The sequence below is a fragment of the Flavimobilis soli genome, from assembly GCF_002564025.1.
Lineage (GTDB): Bacteria > Actinomycetota > Actinomycetes > Actinomycetales > Cellulomonadaceae > Flavimobilis > Flavimobilis soli.
Window position 1 is genome coordinate 2,849,528 of record NZ_PDJH01000001.1, and the last position, 22,151, is coordinate 2,871,678.

Here is a 22,151-nt window from a genome sequence, read left to right on the forward strand (position 1 = left end):
GCCACCGAGCGTCGGGAGGACGACATGACTCTGCCCCCGCTCGCGATCACGCGCCGGGAGGCGGCGGGGCGGTGCACGAGCGACGGCGCCACGCTCGTCACTCTCGCGGCCGGGCTCGCGTTCGGGAAGAACCAGCCGATCGTCGCCGAGGGTGCGCTCGACGGCCCGTTCGGCGCGCGTCTTGCCGAGAACGTCGCGGCAGGTCCGTGGTCGGCGCCCCTCTTCGTCGCGCACGGCGACGCCGACACCGTGGTACCTGCGCGGCTGAGCGACGACCTCGCCTCGCGTGCGTGCGCGGCGGGGGAGCAGATCGAACTCTTGCGCATCCCGGACGGCGGCCACCTCGACGTTCTTGCCGACGGTTCCCCGCTCGGCGAACGCCTCGAGAGCTGGACCCTGGAGCGGTTCGCGGGCTCCGCGCCGTCGAGCACGTGCGGTGCGGACGGGGCGTGAGCGTCGGCTGAGCAGGGCCCGGGGGCTAAAACCCCCGCGCCCGCTAGGTGGTGTTTCGCCTAGTCTGTCGGAATTGTGGCATCCGGTCCGGGGGGACGTTGATGGCAACCGACACGACAGCAGGGGCGAGCGCGACGGCGACGGTCGACGCGGCTGAGCAGCGCCCGCCAGCCGCGGGCGCTGAGCGACGGCGCACCGTCCGCAAGGACATCGAGGGCCTCCGCGCGCTCGCCGTCACGCTCGTCGTCGTCTACCACCTGTGGCCCGGCGTCGTCACCGGCGGCTTCATCGGCGTCGACGTCTTCCTCGTCGTGTCGGGCTTCCTCATCACGTCCCACCTGCTGCAGCACCCGCCGCGCACACCGCGTGACCTCGCCGAGTTCTGGGGCCGGCGAATCCGCCGCCTCCTGCCGGCGTCCTTCCTCGTCCTCGCCGTGACGCTCGTGGCGTCGTGGCTCGTCGCGCCCCCGACGCAGTGGGCCGAGACGACGCGCCAGATCATCGCGTCGACCTTCTACCTCGAGAACTGGGCCCTCGCGAAGCGCGCGGTCGACTACCTCGCCGCAGACTCCACGCCGACGCCGGTCCAGCACTTCTGGTCCCTCGGCGTCGAGGAGCAGTTCTACCTCGGCTGGCCCGTGCTCGTCCTGGTCCTCGCCGCCGTCGCACGCGTCGTCGCCCGCCGCAGCGGGCGAGCCGGGCGCATGCGGCTGTGGGTCACGGGAGGTCTCGCTGGCGTCGTCGCCCTGTCCTTCTCGGCGTCCGTCCTCGTAACCGCGAAGGACCCCGCGCAGGCCTACTTTGCGACGCACGTGCGCGTGTGGGAGCTGGGCGCAGGGGCTCTGCTCGCAGGAGCGGCACCCGTCGTCGCGCGGGCGCTCGACCGGAGGCGCGTCGCCCGAGCCGTCCTCGCGTGGGCAGGGCTCGCCGCGATCGTCGCCGCCGCGCTCGTCCTGGACGCATCGGCACCGTTCCCGGGCGCCGTCGCGCTCGCGCCCGTGCTCGGGACCGTCGCCGTGATCGCCGCCCACAGCGAGGGGAGAGGCTCGCCCGAGCCGCTGCTGACGCCCGGGCCGGTCCAGTACGTCGGGTCCGTCTCGTACGCGATCTACCTGTGGCACTGGCCGCTCATCGTGCTCCTCCCGCTCGCGCTCGGGCGCGACCGGACGCTGCTCGACGCCGTCGTCATCGTCGCCCTGACCCTCGCCCTCGCCGCTGCCACGAAGGTGTGCGTCGAGGACCCGCTGCGGGGGCGCCACCCGCTCGGCGTCCCGTTGCGGCGGACCTACGTCTTCATGGCGCTCGGCATGGTCGTGCTCGTGTCGCTCGCGCTGCTCGTGCGGGCGGACCTGCGGCGGGTCGTCGACGCGGGCGAGCAGCGGCTCGCCACCGCCTTCGCACAGCCGGACCCGTGCTTCGGTGCCGCGGCCCTCGTGACGCCGGGGTGTGCCCCGCACGGCGCCGAGCTCGTGCACGAGCCGGTCGTCGCGATGGACGACATGCCCGACCCGTACGAGGACGACTGCTGGGTCCTCGGCCCCCTGACGCGGCAGAAGGTCTGCACGTACGGGTCGACGGCGCCCGACGCGCGGGACATCGCCCTGGTCGGCAACTCGCACGGCGGCCACTGGCTGCCCGCTCTGCAGGAGCTCGCCGAAGAGGAGAACCTGCGGATCCACACGTATCTGGTGTCCCGGTGCTTCACGGTCACCGAGCCGCTCGCGTTCGGTGACGCGCGCACGCAGGCCTGCCAGTCGTGGAACGAGCGGGTCCTGTCGGAAACGTCCGACGGGCGGTACGACCTCGTGGTCGTGTCCAACCTGTTCGGGATGCGCCTCGCAGGGGTGCCCGAGGACGAGCAGGAAGCGGCCGCTCGCGCGGCGTACACGCGCTCGCTCGACCGCTGGGTAGCCGGCGGCGTCCCGACGATCGTCGTGCGCGACACACCGCACTCCGACCTGCCGAGCGTCCCGGACTGCGTGGCCGCGCACCTCGACGACCTCGGGGCGTGCGACGGCGGCCGCGACCGCGAGCAGGTCGACCCGCTCGCCGACGCCGCCGAGGAGCACCCGAGCCCGCTCGTCACGGTCCTCGACCTCACCGACCGCTTCTGCCGGGACGACACGTGCTACTCGACGATCGGCGGTCTCATCGCCTACTTCGACGGTGGGCACATGAGCGCGTCGTTCGCGCGCACGCTCGCGCCCGCGCTCGCTGGGGAGGTGCGAGCTGCGCTCAGCCGCTGAGGGGAAGCGGCCAGCGCGCAGCTCGCAGGAGCGAGGCGGGCGCGGGCGGGTTCGTCAGATCTGCGCGGACGGCGGAGGTGCGGGCGCCTCCGCGGAGTCGCTCTCGTCGTCGTGGTGGCGGAGCGACGAGACCTTCGACTTGAGCGCCTCGCCGGCCTCCGACGCCGTCTCTGCGACCTTGTCCTTCACGGCACCGCCCGCCGCACCAGCGACGTCACCCAGCTTGTCCTTCGCGGTCGCGACAGCGCTCTGGACGCGCTCGTCCTGCATGAAGTGGTCGGCCTTGTTCTTGATCTGCTCGTAGCGGGCACGACCTGCCTTCGTGCCGAGGACGTAGCCCACGCCCGCGCCGAGGAGAAATGCTGCCTTGGAACCCATCGATCGTCCTTCCGTCGGCCTGCTTCGGTCCCTCCATCCTGCGGGCGCACCGGTGGACCTGCACGTCGGGCCGGAGCGGTCGTAGGCGCGTAGGGTGCGGGTCACACCGGCCCGGCTCGCGCGCCGCTCACGACAGGGCGATCATCGTTCCAGACCGCTGACCTGGGAGGACACGCATGACGGAGATCTACGGAACGGTGCGGCTGACCGGGGCCCACGGGGGGGACGTGCTGCGCGACGCCGCACTCTCCCGTCTCGAGGCAGCTCGGTCTGTCGACGACGCGCTCGCGGCCGCACCTGAGCTTCCGCCGGGCCTTCGCCCGGGAGGCGCCGGGACGGTCGCGCTCTGGGAGGTGCTGGCGACCGTCGCGTCGCGCGACCTTGCGCTCGCCCGCGTGATCGAGACGCACCTCGACGCGCTCGCGATCCTCGACCAGGCGGGCGTCGACGGCGACGCGCTGGCCTCCGTCGTCGGCCCCGCGGCGGGGCGCACCTGGGGGGTGTTCGCCGCCGAGGGGCCGGGCGTGCGCGTGGACGCGACCGAGGGCGCCGACGGCACCTACCGCCTCGACGGCACCAAGCCGTGGTGCTCGCTCGCTGGCAACCTCACGTCTGCGCTCGTCACGGCACACCTGCACGACGGCGAGCGAGCGCTCTTCGCGATCGACCTGCGCCACGCGGGCGTGCGGCAGGGCGACGAGGCCTGGGCGGCGCGAGGCCCTACCGAGATCTCCAGCACGTCCATCCACCTCGACGGCGTACCCGCCGTCCCGGTCGGCGGTCCCGGCTGGTACCTGCGCCGTCCCGGCTTCGCGTGGGGCGGAGCGGGCGTCGCGGCCTGCTGGTACGGCGGTGCGGTCGGCCTCGCCCGGACGCTCGCGACGTCGGTCGCGAAGCGTCCCGACGCTGAGCTGCTGCTCATGCACCTGGGCGAGAGGGGCTCGGGATCGGCGACGACACGCAGGTCGTCGTCTACGACAACGTCGGCAACGCGTGGGCGACGCGCGTGTGGTGGCTCCTGCGCTACTTCGGCCACGACAAGGTCTCCGTGCTCGACGGCGGCCTCGGCGCGTGGAAGGCCGCCGGGCTCCCGGTCGTGTCCGGCACGGACGACGCGGAGGCGGTCGCCACGGCACCCGCGGTCACCTTCACCCCGTCGCCCAGGCCGCACCTGCTTGCGACGCGTGACGAGATCGTCGCGACCCTGCCCGGCTCCGGCAACGAGGGGACCGTCGTCGTCAACGCGCTCGACCCCGCCACGTTCGCCGGCACGCCCGAGCTCAACCCGTACCCGCGTCGCGGCCGGATCCCCGGCAGCGTCAACCTGCCGCTGTTCACGCTGCTCGACCCCGCGACCGGGCGCTTCCTCCCCGAGGAGCAGCTCGTCGAGAAGCTCCAGGAGCAGGGCGTGCTCGACGCCGACCGCGCGGTCACGTACTGCGGCGGCGGCATCGCGGCGACACTGCCGGCGTTCGCGGCGTTCCACGCCGCGGGCGTCGAGGTCGCCGTCTACGACGGCTCGCTGACCGAGTGGACGAGCGACCCGTCGCTCCCGGTCGAGGTCGGCTGAGCGCGCACAAGGCGAGACACGAGGCCTGGGGCAGCCGATGCTGCCCGGGCCTCGTGCTAGCGACGAGATGCGACGAGCACGCTGCGTCCGCGGCTGTCAGTTTTCAGTCTGCGCGACAGGCTGGACGGCGACGGTCCCGTCGCGGCGGATGACGATCTCCTCGTCGGGACAGACCGGACCGGGGACCGCTTCTGTGCGCCCCGGCGCCAGCTCGATCGTGACGTCGCCCTTCGAGCAGCCGTACCCGAGGAAAACCACTCCTCCGTTCGGCTCGACGACGGAGTCCTCAAGCCCGCCCCCGACGTGGACCTTCACGGTCGCGTCGCTCCCGTTGCGCACGCTCAGGTCCCCCGCCCCGGAGCAGGCGGTCAGCAGCGCCAGCGCCGCGGCTGCGAGGGCGCCGCCCGCGACCTGGTTCGATCGAGCCGTCATAGTGTTCCCCCTCGTCATCGGCCTGCTCCCCCCTTCGACTGTAGTCCCGGGGAACCGCTCAGGAGCCACGCTCACGAGGCCACCACATGATCGGCACAGCGGGGCCAGGACGAGGGGCGGGTCAGGAACAGGCGCGGTACCCGGCGAGCAGCGCGTCGACCACCTCGGCCGTGCGCAGCGCTGAGCGGCCGGTGCTCGGGCAGGTCCCGCGCCCGGTGAGCTCGTCGACGACCGTCTGGATGAGCGGCTGCTGCACGACGTCGGGGTAGGGCGCCTCGATCCGCCGCTCGGCACCCTCGCTGCGCAGCACGAGCGGGTCCTCCCCGAACATCGAGAACGTTAGCCTGCCCCTCGTCCCGACGAGCTCGACCTGGTCCGTGCGCCCGTCGGCGTCGTAGCCCCACGTGCCCGTCCCGACCGCGCCTCCCGACCAGCGGAACGCCGCGACGACGTGGTCCTCGGCGTCGTACGTCCCTGCGCGATTGACCGCGAGGCCATGCACCTCCTCGACGGGCCCGAGCAGCAGGTCGAGGAAGTCGAGCGCGTGCGACCCGAGGTCCACGAAGAGCCCGCCGCCCGAGATCTCCGGCTGCACGCGCCAGGGGGCGTGCCCCGGCTCCCACATCTGCCCCGGCGAGAGGTTCTGGACGGTGACCGTGCGGACGTCGCCGATCGCGCCGTCGCGCACGAGGCTCACGATCGTCTGGAAGCGCGGCATCGCGCGGCGGTAGTACGCGACGAACAACGGGACCGACGCCACGTCGCACGCCTCGATCATCGAACGCGCCTCGGTCGCGGTCCGCGCCATCGGCTTCTCGACGTAGACAGGCTTCCCGGCTGCGGCGACGCGCCGCGCGTAGTCGGAGTGGGAGTCGGGCGGCGTCGCGACGTACACCGCGTCCACCTCAGGGTCGTGGATGAGGGCGTCTGCGTCGTCGTACGAGCGCGGCACACCGTGCCGACGCGCGAAGTCGGCCGCCTTCGCGCCGTCGCGCCGCATCACCGCGACGAGCGAGGACCGCTCCGCCCTCTGCAGGCCCGGCCCGGACTTGCGCTCCGTGACGTCGCCGACGCCGATGATCCCCCAGCGGACATGGTCGAGGTGTGTCGTCATGTCGACACTCAACCATCTCCTGCGCGCTCAGGTTGCGGGGCGCATCGGCGTGCCTGAGCGTGGAAGCCAGGCCGGTGCGCGCGGAAGCCTGGCCTTCCCCGCACGACGAGGAGGACGCCATGACTGATCACCCGAGCTCGTTCCCGGCCCAGCAGCAGGAGCCCCCCGGCCTCACGGCGCCCATGGAACCGCAGCCCGACCACGGCGAGACGAGCTACGTGGGCCACGGCAGGCTCGACGGCAAGCGCGCCCTCATCACCGGAGGCGACTCCGGCATCGGACGCGCCGTCGCGATCGCCTACGCACGCGAGGGCGCCGACGTCGCGCTCTCGTACCTCGCCGAGGAGCAGGAGGACGCCGAGGAGACCGCACGGTGGGTGCGCGAGGCGGGACGCAACGTGACGCTGCTGCCCGGCGACCTGCGCGACGAGGAGACGGCCCGCAAGGTGGTGCGCGACGCCGTCGAGGCGCTCGGTGGGCTCGACGTCCTCGTCAACAACGCAGGCTTCCAGATGGCCCGCCGCGACTCGATCGCGGACGTCACGACCGACGAGCTGGACCGGGTGTTCAAGACGAACCTGTACTCCCTGTTCTGGGTCACGCAGGAGGCGCTCAAGCACCTGCGCGAGGGGGCGAGCATCATCAACGTGTCGTCGATCCAGGCGTACCAGCCGTCGACGACGCTGTTCGACTACGCGTCGACCAAGGCGGCGATCAACAACTTCACCGTCAACCTCGCCGCTGAGGTGGGGGAGCGCGGCATCCGCGTCAATGCCGTCGCCCCCGGTCCGATCTGGACGCCGCTCCAGCCTGCGACGCAGTCCGAGGAGAAGATCGAGAAGTTCGGCCAGGACACGCCGCTGGGCCGCGCCGGTCAGCCGGCAGAGTGCGCCCCGGCGTTCGTCTTCCTGGCGAACGACGCCGACGCAAGCTTCGTCTCCGCGACCGTCCTCGGCGTCACGGGCGGCAAGCCCGTCTTCTGACGAGGCAGCACGAGAGAGGCCGGTGGGCCGACGCGAGGAGCGTCGGCCCACCGGCCTCGGTCGTGTCCGCCAGGCTCACCCGGCGTCGAAACGCTCGTCCGGCGTCTCGTCGACCTTCTCGTTGTGCAGGTCCGTCTCCGGCGGGCCCGGCGTCGTCTCCGGCGTCGTGGCACCGTCCGTGTCCGGCTGCGGGGTCTCCTTCTCGCCGCTCATGCTTCGCTCCTCCTGGTCGTGGGGGACGTCGTGCCTCCACCCTGCGCCGCGCCGACGCGCCCCGCATCCCGAACGATGCTCGTGCGACGTGCGCCGACGCTTTTCGTGCGCGGCGCGCACGCCGCGTAGAGTGCCGCCATGCACGACAGCAACGAGGCTGGTCAGGCCGCACACGAGCCCACGGACGCCGTCCCCGCACCACGCGCCGCCCCGATGACGCGGCACCTGGACGAGCGGGAGCTCACCGCGCCCGTCTCCCTCACCCGGCCTGACGGCCGCCTGAACCCCGACGCGGTCGGCTGGACCCGCACCCCGCTCCACGACACCGACGGCATCGGTCGCGGCCGCGTGGGCTTCGGGCGCAACAAGCGCTGGGAGTACTGGGCCGTCACGACGCCGTCGCACGTGCTCGCGCTCGTGATCTCCGACGTCGGCTACGCCGCCGTGCCGAGCATGTACCTGCTCGACCGCACGACGGGCGAGGAGATCGACCTCGAGGCCGTGCGGCCCTTCGGCCGTGGCACGTCGCTGCCCGGGACGCTCGGGCACGGCCCGGCGCGCGCCACGACGAAGGCGTTCCGCCTCGCCGTCGACGAGGTCGACGGCGGCACGCGCCTGCGCGGGCAGTCCGCGCGCCTGCGCTTCGACGTCGTCGCGCACCGTCCGGAGGGGCACGAGCACCTCGGGGTGGTCGTGCCGTGGGACGACCGGCGCTTTCAGTACACCGTCAAGGACGTCGCCCGTCCCGCGAGCGGCACGATCTGGGTCGACGGCACGGCGCACGCCCTGCCCGACGGGGACTCGTGGGCGACCCTCGACCACGGCCGCGGTCGCTGGCCCTACGACATCGCCTGGAACTGGGGCGCCGGGTCGGGACACACCGACGGTCACGTCGTCGGCATCCAGGTCGGCGGGCGCTGGACCGACGGGACCGGCGCTGTCGAGAACTCGCTCCTCGTCGACGGTCACCTCACCAAGATCAGCGAAGAGCTCGTCTGGACGTACGACACCGAGGACTGGATGCGCCCCTGGCGCGTCGAGGGGGAGAGTGTCGACCTGACGCTGACGCCGTTCCACGTCAAGTCGTCCGCGATGGACCTGAAGATCGTCTCCGGGACCACGCACCAGTGCTTCGGCACGTGGTCCGGACGCGTGCGCGACGACGCGGGCACCTGGGTGCGCGTCGCCGACGTCGTCGGCTGGGCCGAGGACGTGCATCACCGCTGGTGACGGCGCTCTCGCCGGGTTTCACCCTGCCCGACGGCGCACGAGGCGCGGATTCACCCCGCACCGCGACGCCTCGGCACGCTAGCCTGTGCGCGGGCCCGGAGGCCCGACAGTGCGGCGACAGGGCGAGGAACGTCGTGCTGCAGGAGCGGCGTCGAGGACGTCGACATGCTCGCCGAGGAGCACTACGTGAACCGGACCAGGGGGATCGCAGCCGCGTGCGTCGTCGCACTGGCTGCTGTCGCGCTTCCCGCGACCGCAACGGCAGCAGAGGTCGGCGCGGCCGCGCCGAGCCTCGCGCGCGAGGTGCGCGCGACGATCGAGGGCGAGCTGCTCGTCGCCGTCGCGCACGGGCCGGGCGTCGAGAAGACGGTCGTGTCGGTGCGCACCGACGAGGGCGCGATCGTCCCGATCGACGCGGAGAGCGCCCCCGAGGAGCTTGCGCACGCCACCTCGGGCGCCGAGGTCGCCGTGACCGTCGTCGTCCCCGAGGACGTGCGCGCCGAGCTGCGCGCCGACGGGTTGAGCGACGCCGCGCTCGCGAGCGAGGCAGCGGCTGACGCGGTCGCCGAGGCACTCGACGAGGCGGCGGCCCCGGTCGTCGCGACGAGCGCGACCGTCGTCGGCGAGGACGCGCGCGTCGACCTGCCCGGAGACGTCGCCGTCGGCGGTGCGGTCGCCGCGGCTACCGCTGCGAAGAACCACAGCGCGTACGTCGCGATCATCGACGACACCAAGGCATCGGGCGACTACACCGAGGCGCAGGCCCGCGCGACGATCGCTGCGGGAGCCGCCTACTGGAAGCGCGAGAGCGGGGGCGTCCTCCAGGGCATCTCCGTCAAGCAGGTCGTCAAGCACAAGACCGCAGACGTGTGCACCACGCTGACGCAGGGGGACGGCAGCGGGATCGAGCAGGTGTGGAGCCAGGTCTGGTCCAAGTACTTCCCGAGCCAGGACTTCAACCGCACGAACGCCAACCACCTCGTCGTCTTCGTGCCGCGCGGCTGCTTCGACGGCGGGTACGTCGGCTGGACCGGCATGGCCCGGATCAACGAGGACCTCTCCTCAGGCGGTGAGGTCATGCTCACCATGAGCGACGACCACACGATCGCGCACGAGCTCGGCCACAACTTCGGCCTCGGGCACTCCGACATCCTGCGCGACGGCGTGGAGGAGACGTACTACGGCGTGCACAGCGTCCAGGGCATCGCGATGTTCTACGACGAGTCCTACACGACCACGTACGCGACGCCGTCGCTCGACGTCGCCTACGAGTGGCTCTTCGAGACCGTCCCGACGTCGGCGGTGACGACAGGCACCGCGAACGGCACGACCACGCTGAGCGCCGTCACCGCCTCGTCGGGCACGAAGGGCCTCGCGTTCTTCGACACCAAGAAGCGCATGTACTTCGTCGAGTACCGCGACGGTAGCGGCACCGACGCGAGCACCTTCTACAACCAGTACGGGTATGGCGGTTGGCAGCGCCTCGACTCGAGCCCCGGCATCCGCGTCTACGAGCTCGAGTACAAGTTCGGGTGGCGCGTGCTGACGCTCGGCTCGTGGCGTGGCGACAACTGGCACTCGACCCTCCAGGCAGGTCAGTCGCTCAAGACGCGTGACGGCAAGATGACGATCACCGCGCAGGCGATCAGCGGCGGCACAGCGACCGTCAAGGTCAGCGGCAGCGGCGCCAGCAAGACGTCCGTCTCGACCGCCAAGGCGACCCACGGCAAGAAGACCAAGGTCTCCGTCGCGGTGACCGGTGCCGCGCCCGCGCTCGGCGGCGTCACGCTGTACGACGGCGCGACGAAGATCGGTGCCTCCGCGCTCTCGTCCGAGGGCACGGCGACCTTCTACCTGCCCGCCAAGACGGCGGCAGGCAAGCACACGCTCAAGGCCGTGTACGCAGGCTCGACCGCGCTGGCGGGATCCACGGGCACGCGAACCATCACGGTCGCCAAGGCCAAGGTCAAGGCGAAGATCCTCTCGGCCAAGAACCTCAAGGCCAAGAAGAAGGCGACGCTCAAGATCCGGGTGACCGGCACCTCCTCCACCGCGCCCCAGGGCAAGATCGCGGTCAAGGTGGGCTCGAAGACGGTGTCGAAGGCCGTGAAGCTCAAGAAGTCCAAGGGACGCTGGATCGCCGTCGTCAAGACGAAGAAGCTCCCGAAGGGCAAGGTCAAGGTGGTCTACGCGCCCGCCAAGGCCTCCAAGAAGAACCTGACGAAGACGACGGTCACGACGACCAAGCGGGTCCGGTAAGAACCACCCCGGATCTCATTCGCGGGTCGGATGTCACGTATGGGGCGACACGGATAGCGTCGCCCCATACGGGACGCAGGGGGCGTTCCCCTCACAGGGACAGAGGAACACATGCGCGTGCGCTCATCGCTCGATCCGACCCTTCGCAGCCGGCGGCCAGCCAGGCCGACAGGGAGGCGAGGAGCGCTCGTCGTCGCGATGACGATCGCCCTCGGCACGTCCGGTGGTATCGCCGCCGCGAGCCCTGTGCCGGTTGCCGCACCGCTCGGGCAGAGCGTCGCGCACGACGCCGGCGCGACCACCCACGGTCGCGTCAGGGTGGCTACCGACGAGTACGGCTCGACGATCACCTGGCGTTACGAGGACGACCTCCCGCTCGGGGACGCACGCCCGGAGTTCTTCGCTCACGGTGCCTCGCTCGGCGCTCCGACCAAGGTCGGGTCCGTCATGCGGCTGCGTGTCTCCGGGGTCACCGACCTGCACGCGTCCGACGTCGCGGTCATGGCTTCCGGTCGGCTGCTCGACGGTCCCGCCAGCGCAGGAGCCGCAGGTGCTCGCGCCTCGGTCGGCTCCGTCGCCGCCGGCAGCGCCGGGAGCACCGCGGGTGCCAAGACCGCGACCCCCGCGGTCAAGGCACCCGCCAAGGTCCTCTCGACCGACCCCGGCAAGCCCGGGAAGCTCAAGACGAAGAGCTTCAGCTACAAGCTGCCGAGCGTGAAGGTCCAGGGCTACGGCGCCAAGGTCGAGATGAAGGGCCACGTGGTCATGCCCGTCGGTGCACGCGGCGAGCGCCCCGTCGTCGTGTTCCTCCACGGCCGCCACGCCACGTGCTACGCCAAGGGCGAGGTCACGGGCGACTGGCCGTGCGTCGCCCCGGCCAAGGCCATCCCGAGCCACCTCGGCTACGTCTACGCCCAGAAGCTCCTCGCGAGCCAGGGCTACGTCACCGTGTCGATCTCGGCGAACGGCATCAACGGCCAGGACTGGCAGGACGCTGACGGCGGCGCGAAGGCGCGCGGCGAGCTCGTCCGTCGTCACCTCGACGTCCTCGCCGACTGGCAGGTCGGCAAGGGCAGCGGCCCCGCAGAGCGCAAGAAGCTCAAGGGCGCGATGAACCTGCGCAAGGTCATGACCGTCGGCCACTCCCGCGGTGGCGAGGGCGTCGTCCGCGCCGCCATCAAGGCGAAGGCCGGCGACCGCTTCACGATCAAGGGTCAGGTGCTCGTCGCGCCGACCGACTTCGGCCGCCAGGTCGCGGTCGGCATCCCCACCACCGTCCTCCTGCCGTTCTGCGACGGCGACGTCTCCGACCTTCAGGGCCAGCTGTACGTCGACCAGGGCGCCCACATCGCCGCGGGCGACCGCTCCCAGAAGTCGTCGGTCATGGTCATGGGCGCGAACCACAACTTCTTCAACACCGAGTGGACGCCGGGCGTCGCCAAGGCGCCTGCCGACGACGACGTGTGGGGCGACGACCCGCTCTGCGGGAAGGACGCGAAGACCCGCCTGAGCGGCAAGCAGCAGCGCGCCGTCGGTGCGACCTACATCGCGGCCGCAGCGAAGACCTACCTGACGTCCAACCGCAGCGCCGCACCGCTCCTCGACGGGACCCCCGTCCGAGCGCGCTCCGCGGGAAAGGCAGTCACCCTCGTCCACGCGACCGGCGGGAACCGCCGCTCGATCGTCCGTCCGAAGCCGGGCACGACGGTCAAGGCGACCAAGGGCGCGAAGGCTGTGGTCTGCGAGGGCGGCGGACGCTCGGGTGGTCAGGCGTGCGACAAGACGCAGAGCCTCTCGTCGCCGCACTGGCCGTCTCCCGTCTTCGACACCACGGCAGACCCGGTCCACGGCGTGCTCATCTCCTGGAACAAGGTCGGCGGACGCGTGACGTTCCCCGACGTCCCGAACCTCGCCGGGAAGAAGTACCTCGACCTGCGCCTCGTCGTCATGCCCGGTCGTGGCACACCCGACCTCTCGGTCGTGCTCAAGGACGCCAAGGGCCGAACCGTGACCCTGCGCCCCGAGGCCGACGCCCAGCGCCTGCCCTCGGGCGCGTGGAACCACGCCTGGGCGCAGAACGTCCGCTACCGGCTCCCAGCGTCGTCGAAGATCGACCTCGCGACGGTCGAGAACCTGACGCTCAAGGCGCGCTCTGCCTCAGGCAAGGTCGTCCTGCTCGACGCGACCGGGTGGAAGGCGCGGCCGGCGAGGACGACCGCGAACGTGCGCAACGTCGCGTTCCTCGACGTCCCCGCCTCGACGGTCGTGACCGCGACGGACGACGGCGAGCAGACCGCGAAGGTCCGCATCCCCGTGCGCAACTCGTTCGCCAGCACGGCGAAGGTCTGGATCGACGTGATCGACCAGCAGCGCGGCACGGCGAGCGCCGACTCCGGGCTGCACACGATCCGGCCCGGGCAGAAGTACGTCGACGTCAGCGTCACGTACTTCGGCGACGACGCGTACGTGGACGAGGAGCAGGGCTACCTCTCGGGGTACTCGGTCGTCGCCACCGCGAAGCGCAACGCCGTGGTCGACGGGTACGTCGGGATGCTCAGCACGCGCTCCACCACCCCGCGTCCCACGTTGACCGTCGCCCAGACGGACGCGACCGCGGCGCCCGGAGGCTCGCTCACCTGGAAGGCGCAGCTCTCGGGACCGGTCAGCCAGGAGACGTACGTCGTGGCGCACGCCAAGCCGGTGACCGGCACGCCGATCCGCGTCGGCGACCTCGTCCCGACCTGGGTGATGCCGCGAGTCTGGTTCTACGACGCGAGCGCACCCCTTGCTGACCTGGACGTCTACGTCGAGGCAGTCATCCCCGCAGGCGCGTTGACGACCGTCCTCGAGATCCCGCTGCGCCGGACGGCCAAGAGCGGCGGGACCACGCGCCTCGAGCTGCCTCAAGAGGGCTTCGTCACCGCACCCATCACGCTCACCGGCAAGATCACGGGCTGACGCCTGCAAGAGTCCGCTCATACGAAGGCGGCGCCGACCCGGGAGGGGCGGCGCCGCCGTCGTCGGTGAGAGCGTCGCGTGTCAGGCGTAGTCCTTGAGCCGCTTCTGCAGGTCCTCGCGGACGTCCGAGACCTTCACGCCCATCGACCCGCGGTCGTACAGCATCACCAGGTGCGGGGAACCGCTGATCTGCTGGACCTCGAAGAGCTCGGCGCGACGCGGGTGGCGCCCCACGCCGAGCATCGGCTCGTTCTCCTGGTCGATGTAGATGTACGCACCGCCCGGCGTCACACCCGCGTCCGTGAGGTCCTGCCAGCGCTGCGCGTACTCCTTGGAGTTCGCGTCGCCGAACAGCCTCTGGTGGCGGGGCTTGTCGAGCTTGTGCGTGCGACCGATCGTGTGCGGCACCCAGGTGCCGTCCTCGAGCACGCACAACCGCGGTCCGATCATCCAGCCGCGCAGCTCCGTCGCCCGCCACGAGACGTCGGGGACGCCAGGCTTCGGGTTCGGTACCGGAACCGCGACCAGGATCGGTGCGGGCGCGTGCTTGCTGCGCGCGAGGGCCTTCGCCGTGTGGCGCAGCTCGAGCTCGAACTCGTAGAGAAGATCGGCGCGGATCTGCTCCGGCTGCGTGCCGGAGGGAACGACCGGCTGCGGGCCGGTCGTGGGGCGGGCATACGGCGAGGTCGCCGCGGGTGCTGCATGTCCCGACGTCATGGCCGGGGAGACGTCATCGGCTCTCATGCGCACACCATAGTCCGTGCCCTCAAGATGCGGAAACCCATCCCGTGAGGGAGAATCGCGCGCCGACCGGCGGCAGGCGGCCGACTACGATGGTCGGATGCTCGACGACCCCGCCATGACGCAGTCCACCAGCCCCGCGCCGAGCACCACGGTCGTCGAGATGTGGACCGACGGTGCGTGCAAGGGGAACCCCGGTTCCGGCGGCTGGGGAGCCTGGATGCGGGCCGGCAGCCACGAGCGCGAGCTCTGGGGCGGCGAGGCGCACACGACCAACAACCGCATGGAGCTCATGGCGGTGATCCAGGGTCTGCGAGCGCTCAACCGGCCGTGCCAGGTCACGCTGCACGTCGACTCGTCCTACGTCATGAACGGCATGACGAAGTGGCTCGCGGGCTGGAAGCGCAACGGCTGGCGCACGGGCGACAAGAAGCCGGTGAAGAACAAGGAGCTCTGGCAGGAGCTCGAGGCCGAGGTCGCGCGGCACGACGTCCGATGGATCTGGGTCAAGGGCCACGCCGGTGATCCCGGGAACGAGCGGGCCGACCAGCTCGCGAACCGCGGCGTCGACGAGGTGCGCGGGGCCTGACCGGGCGCCGCCGGGCCCGGTTCCTGACGCCGCGCCCCTGCGCAGGCCCTGAGCGGGCGCGCCGCCGCGGCCCCGGTCCCTGAAGCCGCGCGTCGTGCCGGACCGGCGACGGGACCGTGAGCGAGAACCGGGCCCAAAGTCTCTGTCTTTCCCGGGCGGCCCCGAGACATCGTGGACGTACATCTCGATGGGGAGGCGCGCGATGAGGATCGCTGTAGCGGTGGCGAGCAAGCACGGAGCCACGAAGGAGATCGGCCACGCGGTCGTGGAGCGGCTGCGCGAGCTCGGGCACGACGTGTCCGAGCACGACATGGCCTCGACGAGCGCAGAGGACCTCGACGACGCTCAGGCGCTCGTGCTCGGTGGGGCGGTCTACTTCGGCCGGTGGCCCAACGAGGCGAACGACCTCGTCGACGGCCTGGCAGACCGTGTCGACGGCCGGCCGGTGTGGCTGTTCTCGAGCGGCCCGGTGGCACGTGAGGACGAGCCGCCGAGCGTCGAGGAGCCGACGATCGCGATCGACGGGACGATGCAGGCGCTCGACGCGCGCGAGCACGTCATGTTCGGCGGTCGCCTCGACAAGAACACGCTGTCGTTCGTGGAACGTGCCGTCGCGCGGGCGCTGCGGGCACCCGACGCCGACACGCGCGACTGGACCGTCATCCGCGAGTGGGCGGACAAGATCGACTCGGCCCTCAAGGCCTCGTAGCGGTCAGCCCCGCGTACCGGTCAGGCACGCACCGCGCGAACGGTAGGCCCGCACGCGGGGACGCTCAGGCGCCCGGCTCCGCGGCGACCTCGAACGACTCGAGCGCGTCGCGCTCCTCAGGCGTGTCCCACGAACCGGCGTGGCTCGACGGCGCGATCGCGGCGATGGTCGGCGCCCAGCGCAGGCTGTCCTCGGGGAAGCAGCGCTGGAGCAGGTCGATCATCGCGCTCGTCGCGGTCGACGCGCCCGGCGAGGCACCGAGCAGACCGGCGATCGTGCCGTCGGCCGACGTCACGACGTCGGTGCCGAACTCGAGGCGACCACCCTTGGCCTTGTCGCGCTTCATCACCTGGACGCGCTGGCCCGCGGTGATGAGCTCCCAGTCCTTCGGGTGCGCCGTCGGCATGAAGGAGCGCAGCGTGCGGAACTTCGCCTCGGGGGTCTTCGCGACCTCCTTGACGAGGTACGCCGTGAGGTCGATGTTGTCGAGGCCCGCGCCGACCATCGTGACGATGTTGCCGGGGCGGATCGACGTGAACAGGTCGAGCAGCGAGCCGCGCTTGAGGTACTTGGTCGAGAAGCCGGCGTACGGGCCGAACATGACCGAGGCCTGGCCGTCGACGACGCGCGTGTCGAGGTGCGGGACGGACATCGGGGGAGCGCCGACGTCGGCCTTGCCGTAGACCTTCGCGTGGTGCTTCGCGACGATCTCGGGGTTGGTCGTGCGAAGGAACTGTCCCGAGATCGGGAAGCCGCCGTAGCCGCGGATCTCCTTGATGCCGGACTTCTGCAGGAGCGGCAGCGCGCCGCCGCCCGCGCCGACGAAGACGAAGCGCGCGTTGACCGTGCGACGCGCGGGGGAGGCGTTCCACGAGAGGTCGCGGACCTTGACGTCCCAGCTGCCGTCGCGGCGCTTGCGCAGGTCGCGGACCTCGTGCTGCAGGTTGAGGTGGTGGCCCTGCGAGGTCAGGTGGTCGAAGAGGGAGCGCGTGAGCTTGCCGAAGTCGACGTCGGTGCCCGACGCCGCACGCGTCGCAGCGACGGGCTCGTCGCCGTGGCGGTCCTCCATGAGGAGCGGGGCCCACTGCGCGATGACCTCGGGGTCGTCGGAGAACTCGAGGTCCGAGAAGAGGGGGTGCGCGACGAGGGTCGCGTGGCGGCGGCGGAGGAAGTCGACGTTCTTCTCGCCGCGCACGAACGTCATGTGCGGGGTCGAGGTGAGGAACGTGCTCTGGTCGCCGATCAGGCCGGCGGTCACGAGGTGGTTCCAGAACTCCCGCGAGACCTGGAACTGCTCGTTGATCGTCACAGCCTTGGAGATGTCGATCGAGCCGTCCGGGAGCTCACGCGTGTAGTTGAGCTCGCAGTGGGCGGCGTGACCGGTGCCCGCGTTGTTCCAGGGGTTGGAGCTCTCGAGCGCGACGTCGTCGAGCCGCTCGAAGATCTCGATCTTCCACGTCGGCTCGAGGAGGGAGATCAGGGAGCCCAGCGTGGCGCTCATGATTCCGCCGCCGATGAGGACGACATCCACCGTGTTGTTCGCCTTGGCCATTCTTCGATATTAGGTGGGACGATTGGGACCTTGGGCCTTGATCTCACGACTGCATGCGTGAGAAATCCCACCCTGACCAAGATGTCACAACGGCTTGACCACGGGCCTCGCGCGCTCGTATGAGCCGATCGCGAGCCTAGGCTCGGACCATGAGCACACGCGCGGACGAGCAGCCGGCAGACGCATTCCTGTACCCGGACATCGAGCCCTACGACCAGGGGCGTCTCGACGTCGGTGACGGTCAGCAAGTCTATTACGAGCAGTGCGGCAACCCCGCCGGAAAGCCCGCGGTCTTCCTGCACGGCGGGCCGGGAGGCGGCGCCTCGCCGCGCCACCGGCGCGTCTTCGACCCGGCGCGCTACCGGATCGTCGTCCTCGACCAGCGCGGCTGCGGGCGCAGCCTGCCGCACGCGAGCACGCCCGACGCCGACCTGTCGACGAACACGACGTGGCACCTCGTCGGCGATCTCGAGAAGCTGCGCACCCACCTCGGGATCGATCGCTGGCAGGTGTTCGGCGGCTCGTGGGGCAGCGCGCTCGCCCTCGCGTACGCGCAGACCTACCCCGAGCGCGTGACCGAGCTCGTCCTGCGGGGCATCTTCACGCTGCGTCGCGCCGAGCTCGAGTGGTTCTACCAGCACGGCACCTCGATGATGTTCCCCGAGCTGTGGGAGAAGTACCTCGCGCCCGTCCCCGAGGAGGAGCGCGGAGACCTCATGGCGGCGTACCACCGTCTGCTGAGCGACCCCGACCCTGAGGTGCACGTCCCGGCCGGGGTCGCGTGGACCACGTGGGAGGCGTCGACCGTCCGCCTGGTCCCCGACGCGGAGTCGATCGCGAAGGCCGCCGACCCGAAGCACGCGACGGCGTTCGCCCGCATCGAGAACCACTACTTCGTGCACGGCGGCTGGTTCGAGGAGGGGCAGCTCATCGCCGACGCCCCGACGCTCGCGGGTATCCCGGGCGTGATCGTGCAGGGGCGCTACGACGTCGTCTGCCCCGCAGTCTCGGCATGGGAGCTGCACCAGGCGTGGCCCGGCTCGGAGCTCGTCATGGTGCCGGACGCCGGTCACTCGCTCGAGGAGCCGGGGATCCTCGCGGAGCTCGTCGCCGCGACCGACAGGTTCGCGGACCGCTGAGCACTTCGCGGTGCCGACGGCCCCGCGCACGTCAGGGGGGCGCCGCTCAGCCCGAGCGGCGCCGGGCCTCCTCGACGCTGCGCTTGAGGGCGTCCATGAGGGAGACGACGGTCCCGCCGCCTTCCTCGTCGCCGTCCTCGGTCGCGCCGAACGTCGCCTCGGTGTCGAGCGCCTCGCCCTTCTCGAGCTTCGCGTCGATGAGCTTGCGCAGCTCCGCCTGGTAGTCGTCCGTGTACTGCTCGGGGTGGAAGTCGCCAGCGTAGGACTCCACGAGCGACGCCGACATCTTCAGCTCTTGCGGCGTCACCTTCGCGCCCGAGCCGCCCTCGAGCTCGTCCGGGCTGCGCACCTCGTCCGCCCACAGGAGCGTCTGCAGCGTGAGGATGTCACCGCGCGCCCGCAGCGCCGCGAGCCGGGTCTTCTGCCGCATCGCGAACCGCGTGATCGCCGTGAGCTCGGACTGCTGGAGCGTCTTGAGCAGGAGCGCATACGGCTTGCGCGTCTTCGGGTCGGCCTCAAGGTAGTAGGTCCGGTCGAGCAGGATCGGGTCGATCTGATCCGACGGCACGAACTCGACGACCTCGATCTCGCGGCTGTGCTCGGAGGGGAGCGACGCGAGCTCCTCCTTCGTCACGACGACCGTCTTCTCGCCGTCGTCGTACGCCTTGTCGATGTGCTGGAACTCGACCACCTCGCCGCACACCTCGCAGCGGCGCTGGTAACGGATGCGCCCGCCGTCGGCGTCGTGCACCTGGTGCAGGGGCACGTCGTGCTCCTCGAGCGCGCTGAAGAGCCGGACCGGCACGTTGACCAGCCCGAACGAGATCGCGCCCTTCCACACAGACCGCACGGTCTCAGTGTGCGACGTTTCTGCCGAGGTCGCAGGATGGAGCAATGGCGCGCACCACCACGGTCGAGGTCGACGGGCGGTCCCTGCGTGTCACGAACCTCGACAAGGTCATCTACCCGGTCACGGGCACGACCAAGGGCGAGGTCATCGACTACTACCTGGCGATCGCGCCCGTGATGATCCCGCACGTCGCCGGCCGTCCGGTGACGCGCAAGCGGTGGGTGAACGGCGTCGGCACGGCCGACGAGCCGGGGCAGGTCTTCTTCGAGAAGAACCTCGCCGCGTCAGCGCCACGCTGGGTGCACCGCCACGACCTCGCGCACAGCGACCACACGAACACCTACCCTCTCGTCGAGGAGCAGGACGGCGCCGCGACCCTCGCGTGGTTCGCGCAGCTCGCCGCGCTCGAGGTGCACGTGCCGCAGTGGCGCTTCGCGGACGACACGACGTCGCGCGGCAAGGTCGTGCACCATCCCGACCGGATGGTCCTCGACCTCGACCCTGGCCCGGGCGCGGGACTGCCCGAGTGCGTCGCGGTCGCGCGGCTGTGCCGCGAGATCGTCTCCGGCATGGGCCTCGACCTCGTCCCCGTGACGAGCGGCTCGAAGGGCATCCACCTCTACGCGCGGCTCGACGGGACGCTCGCGAGCGACGACGTGTCCGCCGTCGCGCACGAGCTCGCGCGGTCGCTCGAGGCGGACCACCCCGACCTCGTCGTGAGCGACATGAAGAAGTCCCTGCGCAAGGGGCGCGTCCTCGTCGACTGGAGCCAGAACAGCGGCAACAAGACGACCGTCGCGCCGTACTCGCTGCGCGGCCGCGAACGCCCCGCGGTCGCGGCGCCTCGCACGTGGGACGAGCTCGACGACGACCTCACACAGCTCGGGCCGCACGAGGTTCTCGACCGTGTCGCCCGCCTCGGCGACCCGATGGCCGTCGCGGGGACGGGGGAGGGCGCCGAGGACCGGCTCGCGCAGTACCGCGCCAAGCGCGACGAGGCGCGCACGCCCGAGCCGTTCACGTCGTCGCGTCGCGATGGCGACGGCCGCCCGACGTTCGTCATCCAGGACCACCACGCGAGCCGCCACCATCACGACTTCCGCCTCGAGCACGACGGCGTGCTGCTCAGCTGGGCGCTGCCGCGCCTGACGCCGTCGAGCACCGGTCGCAACAACCTCGCGGTCCAGACCGAGGACCACCCCCTCGACTACGGCTCGTTCGAGGGCACCATCCCCAAGGGCGAGTACGGGGCGGGCACCGTGACGATCTGGGACGCCGGGACGTACGAGGCCGAGAAGATGCGCGACGACGAGATCATCGTCGAGCTCGCAGGGCGCCCAGACGGAGGGCTCGCGAACGACGGCGGCCCGCAGCCGCCGATGTTCGTGCTCATCCGCACGGACGCGGAGAAGCGGCAGTGGCTCATCCACCGCATGGACAAGCGCAAGCACCTCGAGTCGCTGCGTCGCCGGGGGCTGAAGCCGGGGCGGAGCGAGGACGACGCGGCCGACGGCGCGGCGAAGGACGGCGAGGCGAGGGAAGGCGCCGCGCAGGAAGGCGCGGCGAAGGAAGGCGAGGCGAAGGACGGCGTCGCGAAGGGCGCGACGACCGGCCGCACCTCGGGCAAGGCAGCGACGCGCGCCGCGAAGGGCGGTGCGCACGGAGGTGACGAAGTCGCCGTCGCGGGCGGCGACGAGCGCGGCAGCACTGCACACGTCGCCGCCGCCGCGCCGTCTGACCTGCCGCAGGACGTCTCGCCGATGCTCGCGTCGTCGACCGACGCCGTCGCGCGCCGGGACCTCGCCCGCGCGGGCACGGACGACAGCCCGTGGGTGCTCGAGATGAAGTGGGACGGCATCCGCGCGATCCTCTCGGTCGACCCGGCCGCGAGGACGTGGTCCGTGCGCACCCGCGGCGGGCACGACGTGACGGCGGGCTACCCCGAGCTCGCCGAGATCCTCGACCGCGTGCACGTCCCTGCCGTCCTCGACGGCGAGATCATCGCCCCCGGCCCGGACGGCACGCCCGAGTTCGGACGCCTCCAGACCCGCCTGGGGCTGACCGCCCCCCGCGACGTCGAGCGCGCCCGCCGCGCCGCGCCCGTCGAGCTCGTGCTGTTCGACGTCCTGCACGCGGGAGGGCAAGACCTGACCTCGCTGCCGTACTCGCAGCGGCGCGAGGCGCTCGAGATGGTGGTCGACGCGGGCGGGACGATCCAGGTGCCCGACGCCGTCGCGCTCCCGCTCGACGAGGCGCTCGCGGTCTCGGAGAAGCTCGGGCTCGAGGGCGTCGTCGCAAAGCGTCGCGACTCCGCGTACCGGCCCGGGGTTCGGTCGACGGACTGGCGCAAGATCAAGCACGCGCAGCACACGGACGTCGTCGTCGTGGGATGGCGGCCGGGGCGCGGCGAGCGCGCAGGGTCGATCGGCTCGCTCCTCGTCGTGACGCGCACGCCCGACGGCCTGCGGTACGCAGGCCGCGTCGGCGCGGGACTGTCCGACCGTGACCTCGCGAGGCTCGAGAAGAAGATCGCGGCGCTCGCTGCGGACGAGCCGATCGTCGACGACGTCCCCGCGGCCGAGTCGCGCGACGCCCGCTGGTTGTCGCGGGGACTCGCCGCCGAGGTCGAGCACGGTGGCTGGACGGGCAGCAAGCGGCTGCGCCACCCCGTGTGGCGAGGCCTGCGCCCCGACCTGGCGTCGTCGCCCGACGGGACCGTCGACGCCTGAGCCCGC

The 22,151-nt window shown here is 71.5% G+C and carries 18 protein-coding genes; 11 read left to right on the forward strand and 7 right to left on the reverse strand.

The annotated features are described in order from the left end of the window. Window positions 1–24: 24 nt before the first annotated feature. Together ATL41_RS12840 and ATL41_RS12845 are read left to right on the forward strand one after the other, a co-directional pair. Window positions 25–453, forward strand: coding sequence for an alpha/beta hydrolase (locus ATL41_RS12840; protein ID WP_098458814.1), 429 nt, complete (start codon window positions 25–27; stop codon window positions 451–453). 101 nt (window positions 454–554) lie between these two features. Then, window positions 555–2,699 (forward strand): acyltransferase family protein, encoded by a 2,145-nt coding sequence (locus ATL41_RS12845; RefSeq protein ID WP_098458815.1) that lies wholly within the window; start codon window positions 555–557, stop codon window positions 2,697–2,699. A gap of 54 nt (window positions 2,700–2,753) precedes the next feature. Here the strand turns inward: ATL41_RS12845 and ATL41_RS13330 are convergent, their stop codons facing one another. After that, window positions 2,754–3,077 carry a YtxH domain-containing protein gene (locus ATL41_RS13330; RefSeq protein WP_181010250.1) on the reverse strand — a complete coding sequence of 108 codons (324 nt, stop codon included), beginning with the start codon at window positions 3,075–3,077 and terminating at the stop codon, window positions 2,754–2,756. A 1,006-nt stretch (window positions 3,078–4,083) separates the two neighbouring features. On the opposite strand from ATL41_RS13330, the gene ATL41_RS12855 reads away from it, so the two are divergent. Next, window positions 4,084–4,647 (forward strand): sulfurtransferase, encoded by a 564-nt coding sequence (locus ATL41_RS12855; protein ID WP_425432680.1) that lies wholly within the window; start codon window positions 4,084–4,086, stop codon window positions 4,645–4,647. A 96-nt stretch (window positions 4,648–4,743) separates the two neighbouring features. On the opposite strand, the gene ATL41_RS12860 is transcribed toward ATL41_RS12855, so the two are convergent. Next, entirely contained in the window at window positions 4,744–5,079 is a 336-nt protein-coding gene (locus tag ATL41_RS12860; RefSeq protein ID WP_098458817.1) for a hypothetical protein, read from the reverse strand. A gap of 121 nt (window positions 5,080–5,200) precedes the next feature. Further along, window positions 5,201–6,193, reverse strand: coding sequence for a Gfo/Idh/MocA family protein (locus ATL41_RS12865; RefSeq protein ID WP_098458818.1), 993 nt, complete (start codon window positions 6,191–6,193; stop codon window positions 5,201–5,203). 119 nt (window positions 6,194–6,312) lie between these two features. Here ATL41_RS12865 and ATL41_RS12870 point away from each other — a divergent pair, with 119 nt between their 5' ends. Further along, the gene (locus ATL41_RS12870) at window positions 6,313–7,176 is read left to right on the forward strand and encodes an SDR family oxidoreductase (RefSeq protein ID WP_098458819.1); all 864 of its coding nucleotides are present in this window, start codon (window positions 6,313–6,315) and stop codon (window positions 7,174–7,176) included. Window positions 7,177–7,251: 75 nt separating this feature from the next. On the opposite strand, the gene ATL41_RS13230 is transcribed toward ATL41_RS12870, so the two are convergent. Next, complete coding sequence (locus ATL41_RS13230) at window positions 7,252–7,389, reverse strand: hypothetical protein (protein WP_169924570.1); 138 nt, start codon at window positions 7,387–7,389, stop codon at window positions 7,252–7,254. Window positions 7,390–7,527: 138 nt separating this feature from the next. On the opposite strand from ATL41_RS13230, the gene ATL41_RS12875 reads away from it, so the two are divergent. The 3 genes from ATL41_RS12875 (at window position 7,528) to ATL41_RS12885 (ending at window position 13,836) form a co-directional block, all read left to right on the forward strand. Continuing rightward, complete coding sequence (locus ATL41_RS12875) at window positions 7,528–8,619, forward strand: DUF2804 domain-containing protein (protein ID WP_245854846.1); 1,092 nt, start codon at window positions 7,528–7,530, stop codon at window positions 8,617–8,619. Between the two features lie 186 nt (window positions 8,620–8,805). Further along, window positions 8,806–10,878: an Ig-like domain repeat protein gene (locus ATL41_RS12880; protein WP_143556626.1), complete on the forward strand. Its 2,073-nt coding sequence runs from the start codon at window positions 8,806–8,808 to the stop codon at window positions 10,876–10,878. A 198-nt stretch (window positions 10,879–11,076) separates the two neighbouring features. Continuing rightward, window positions 11,077–13,836 (forward strand): alpha/beta hydrolase, encoded by a 2,760-nt coding sequence (locus ATL41_RS12885; protein WP_098458821.1) that lies wholly within the window; start codon window positions 11,077–11,079, stop codon window positions 13,834–13,836. An 81-nt stretch (window positions 13,837–13,917) separates the two neighbouring features. Here ATL41_RS12885 and ATL41_RS12890 read toward each other — a convergent pair whose 3' ends face one another. Next, on the reverse strand, window positions 13,918–14,580 hold the full coding sequence (locus ATL41_RS12890) for a hypothetical protein (RefSeq protein ID WP_143556536.1): 663 nt from the start codon (window positions 14,578–14,580) through the stop codon (window positions 13,918–13,920). 97 nt (window positions 14,581–14,677) lie between these two features. On the opposite strand from ATL41_RS12890, the gene rnhA reads away from it, so the two are divergent. Both rnhA and ATL41_RS12900 read left to right on the forward strand, forming a co-directional pair. Beyond that, window positions 14,678–15,166 (forward strand): ribonuclease HI, encoded by a 489-nt coding sequence (gene rnhA, locus ATL41_RS12895; protein WP_425432682.1) that lies wholly within the window; start codon window positions 14,678–14,680, stop codon window positions 15,164–15,166. A gap of 220 nt (window positions 15,167–15,386) precedes the next feature. Next, window positions 15,387–15,875, forward strand: a complete 489-nt coding sequence (locus tag ATL41_RS12900; protein ID WP_169924468.1) for a flavodoxin domain-containing protein — start codon at window positions 15,387–15,389, stop codon at window positions 15,873–15,875. Between the two features lie 64 nt (window positions 15,876–15,939). Here ATL41_RS12900 and mqo read toward each other — a convergent pair whose 3' ends face one another. After that, window positions 15,940–17,427, reverse strand: coding sequence for a malate dehydrogenase (quinone) (mqo, locus tag ATL41_RS12905; protein ID WP_098456643.1), 1,488 nt, complete (start codon window positions 17,425–17,427; stop codon window positions 15,940–15,942). Window positions 17,428–17,576: 149 nt separating this feature from the next. On the opposite strand from mqo, the gene pip reads away from it, so the two are divergent. Next, entirely contained in the window at window positions 17,577–18,566 is a 990-nt protein-coding gene (pip, locus tag ATL41_RS12910; RefSeq protein ID WP_098456644.1) for a prolyl aminopeptidase, read from the forward strand. 46 nt (window positions 18,567–18,612) lie between these two features. On the opposite strand, the gene ku is transcribed toward pip, so the two are convergent. Continuing rightward, window positions 18,613–19,416, reverse strand: a complete 804-nt coding sequence (gene ku, locus ATL41_RS12915) for a non-homologous end joining protein Ku (RefSeq protein WP_098456645.1) — start codon at window positions 19,414–19,416, stop codon at window positions 18,613–18,615. A gap of 44 nt (window positions 19,417–19,460) precedes the next feature. On the opposite strand from ku, the gene ATL41_RS12920 reads away from it, so the two are divergent. After that, entirely contained in the window at window positions 19,461–22,145 is a 2,685-nt protein-coding gene (locus tag ATL41_RS12920) for an ATP-dependent DNA ligase (protein ID WP_098458822.1), read from the forward strand. The last annotated feature ends 6 nt before the right edge of the window (window positions 22,146–22,151 follow it).

What these genes read in the sequence shown, in the direction of transcription:
- ATL41_RS12860 (WP_098458817.1), bottom strand. Translation starts at nt 5,079, where the DNA reads ATGACGGCTCGATCGAACCAGGTCGCGGGCGGCGCCCTCGCAGCCGCG.
- pip (WP_098456644.1), top strand. Translation starts at nt 17,577, where the DNA reads ATGAGCACACGCGCGGACGAGCAGCCGGCAGACGCATTCCTGTACCCG.
- ATL41_RS12870 (WP_098458819.1), top strand. Translation starts at nt 6,313, where the DNA reads ATGACTGATCACCCGAGCTCGTTCCCGGCCCAGCAGCAGGAGCCCCCC.
- ATL41_RS12840 (WP_098458814.1), top strand. Translation starts at nt 25, where the DNA reads ATGACTCTGCCCCCGCTCGCGATCACGCGCCGGGAGGCGGCGGGGCGG.
- ATL41_RS13230 (WP_169924570.1), bottom strand. Translation starts at nt 7,389, where the DNA reads ATGAGCGGCGAGAAGGAGACCCCGCAGCCGGACACGGACGGTGCCACG.
- ATL41_RS12865 (WP_098458818.1), bottom strand. Translation starts at nt 6,193, where the DNA reads ATGACGACACACCTCGACCATGTCCGCTGGGGGATCATCGGCGTCGGC.
- ATL41_RS12875 (WP_245854846.1), top strand. Translation starts at nt 7,528, where the DNA reads ATGCACGACAGCAACGAGGCTGGTCAGGCCGCACACGAGCCCACGGAC.
- rnhA (WP_425432682.1), top strand. Translation starts at nt 14,678, where the DNA reads ATGCTCGACGACCCCGCCATGACGCAGTCCACCAGCCCCGCGCCGAGC.
- ATL41_RS12885 (WP_098458821.1), top strand. Translation starts at nt 11,077, where the DNA reads ATGACGATCGCCCTCGGCACGTCCGGTGGTATCGCCGCCGCGAGCCCT.
- ATL41_RS12920 (WP_098458822.1), top strand. Translation starts at nt 19,461, where the DNA reads ATGGCGCGCACCACCACGGTCGAGGTCGACGGGCGGTCCCTGCGTGTC.
- ATL41_RS12845 (WP_098458815.1), top strand. Translation starts at nt 555, where the DNA reads ATGGCAACCGACACGACAGCAGGGGCGAGCGCGACGGCGACGGTCGAC.
- mqo (WP_098456643.1), bottom strand. Translation starts at nt 17,427, where the DNA reads ATGGCCAAGGCGAACAACACGGTGGATGTCGTCCTCATCGGCGGCGGA.
- ATL41_RS12890 (WP_143556536.1), bottom strand. Translation starts at nt 14,580, where the DNA reads ATGAGAGCCGATGACGTCTCCCCGGCCATGACGTCGGGACATGCAGCA.
- ATL41_RS13330 (WP_181010250.1), bottom strand. Translation starts at nt 3,077, where the DNA reads ATGGGTTCCAAGGCAGCATTTCTCCTCGGCGCGGGCGTGGGCTACGTC.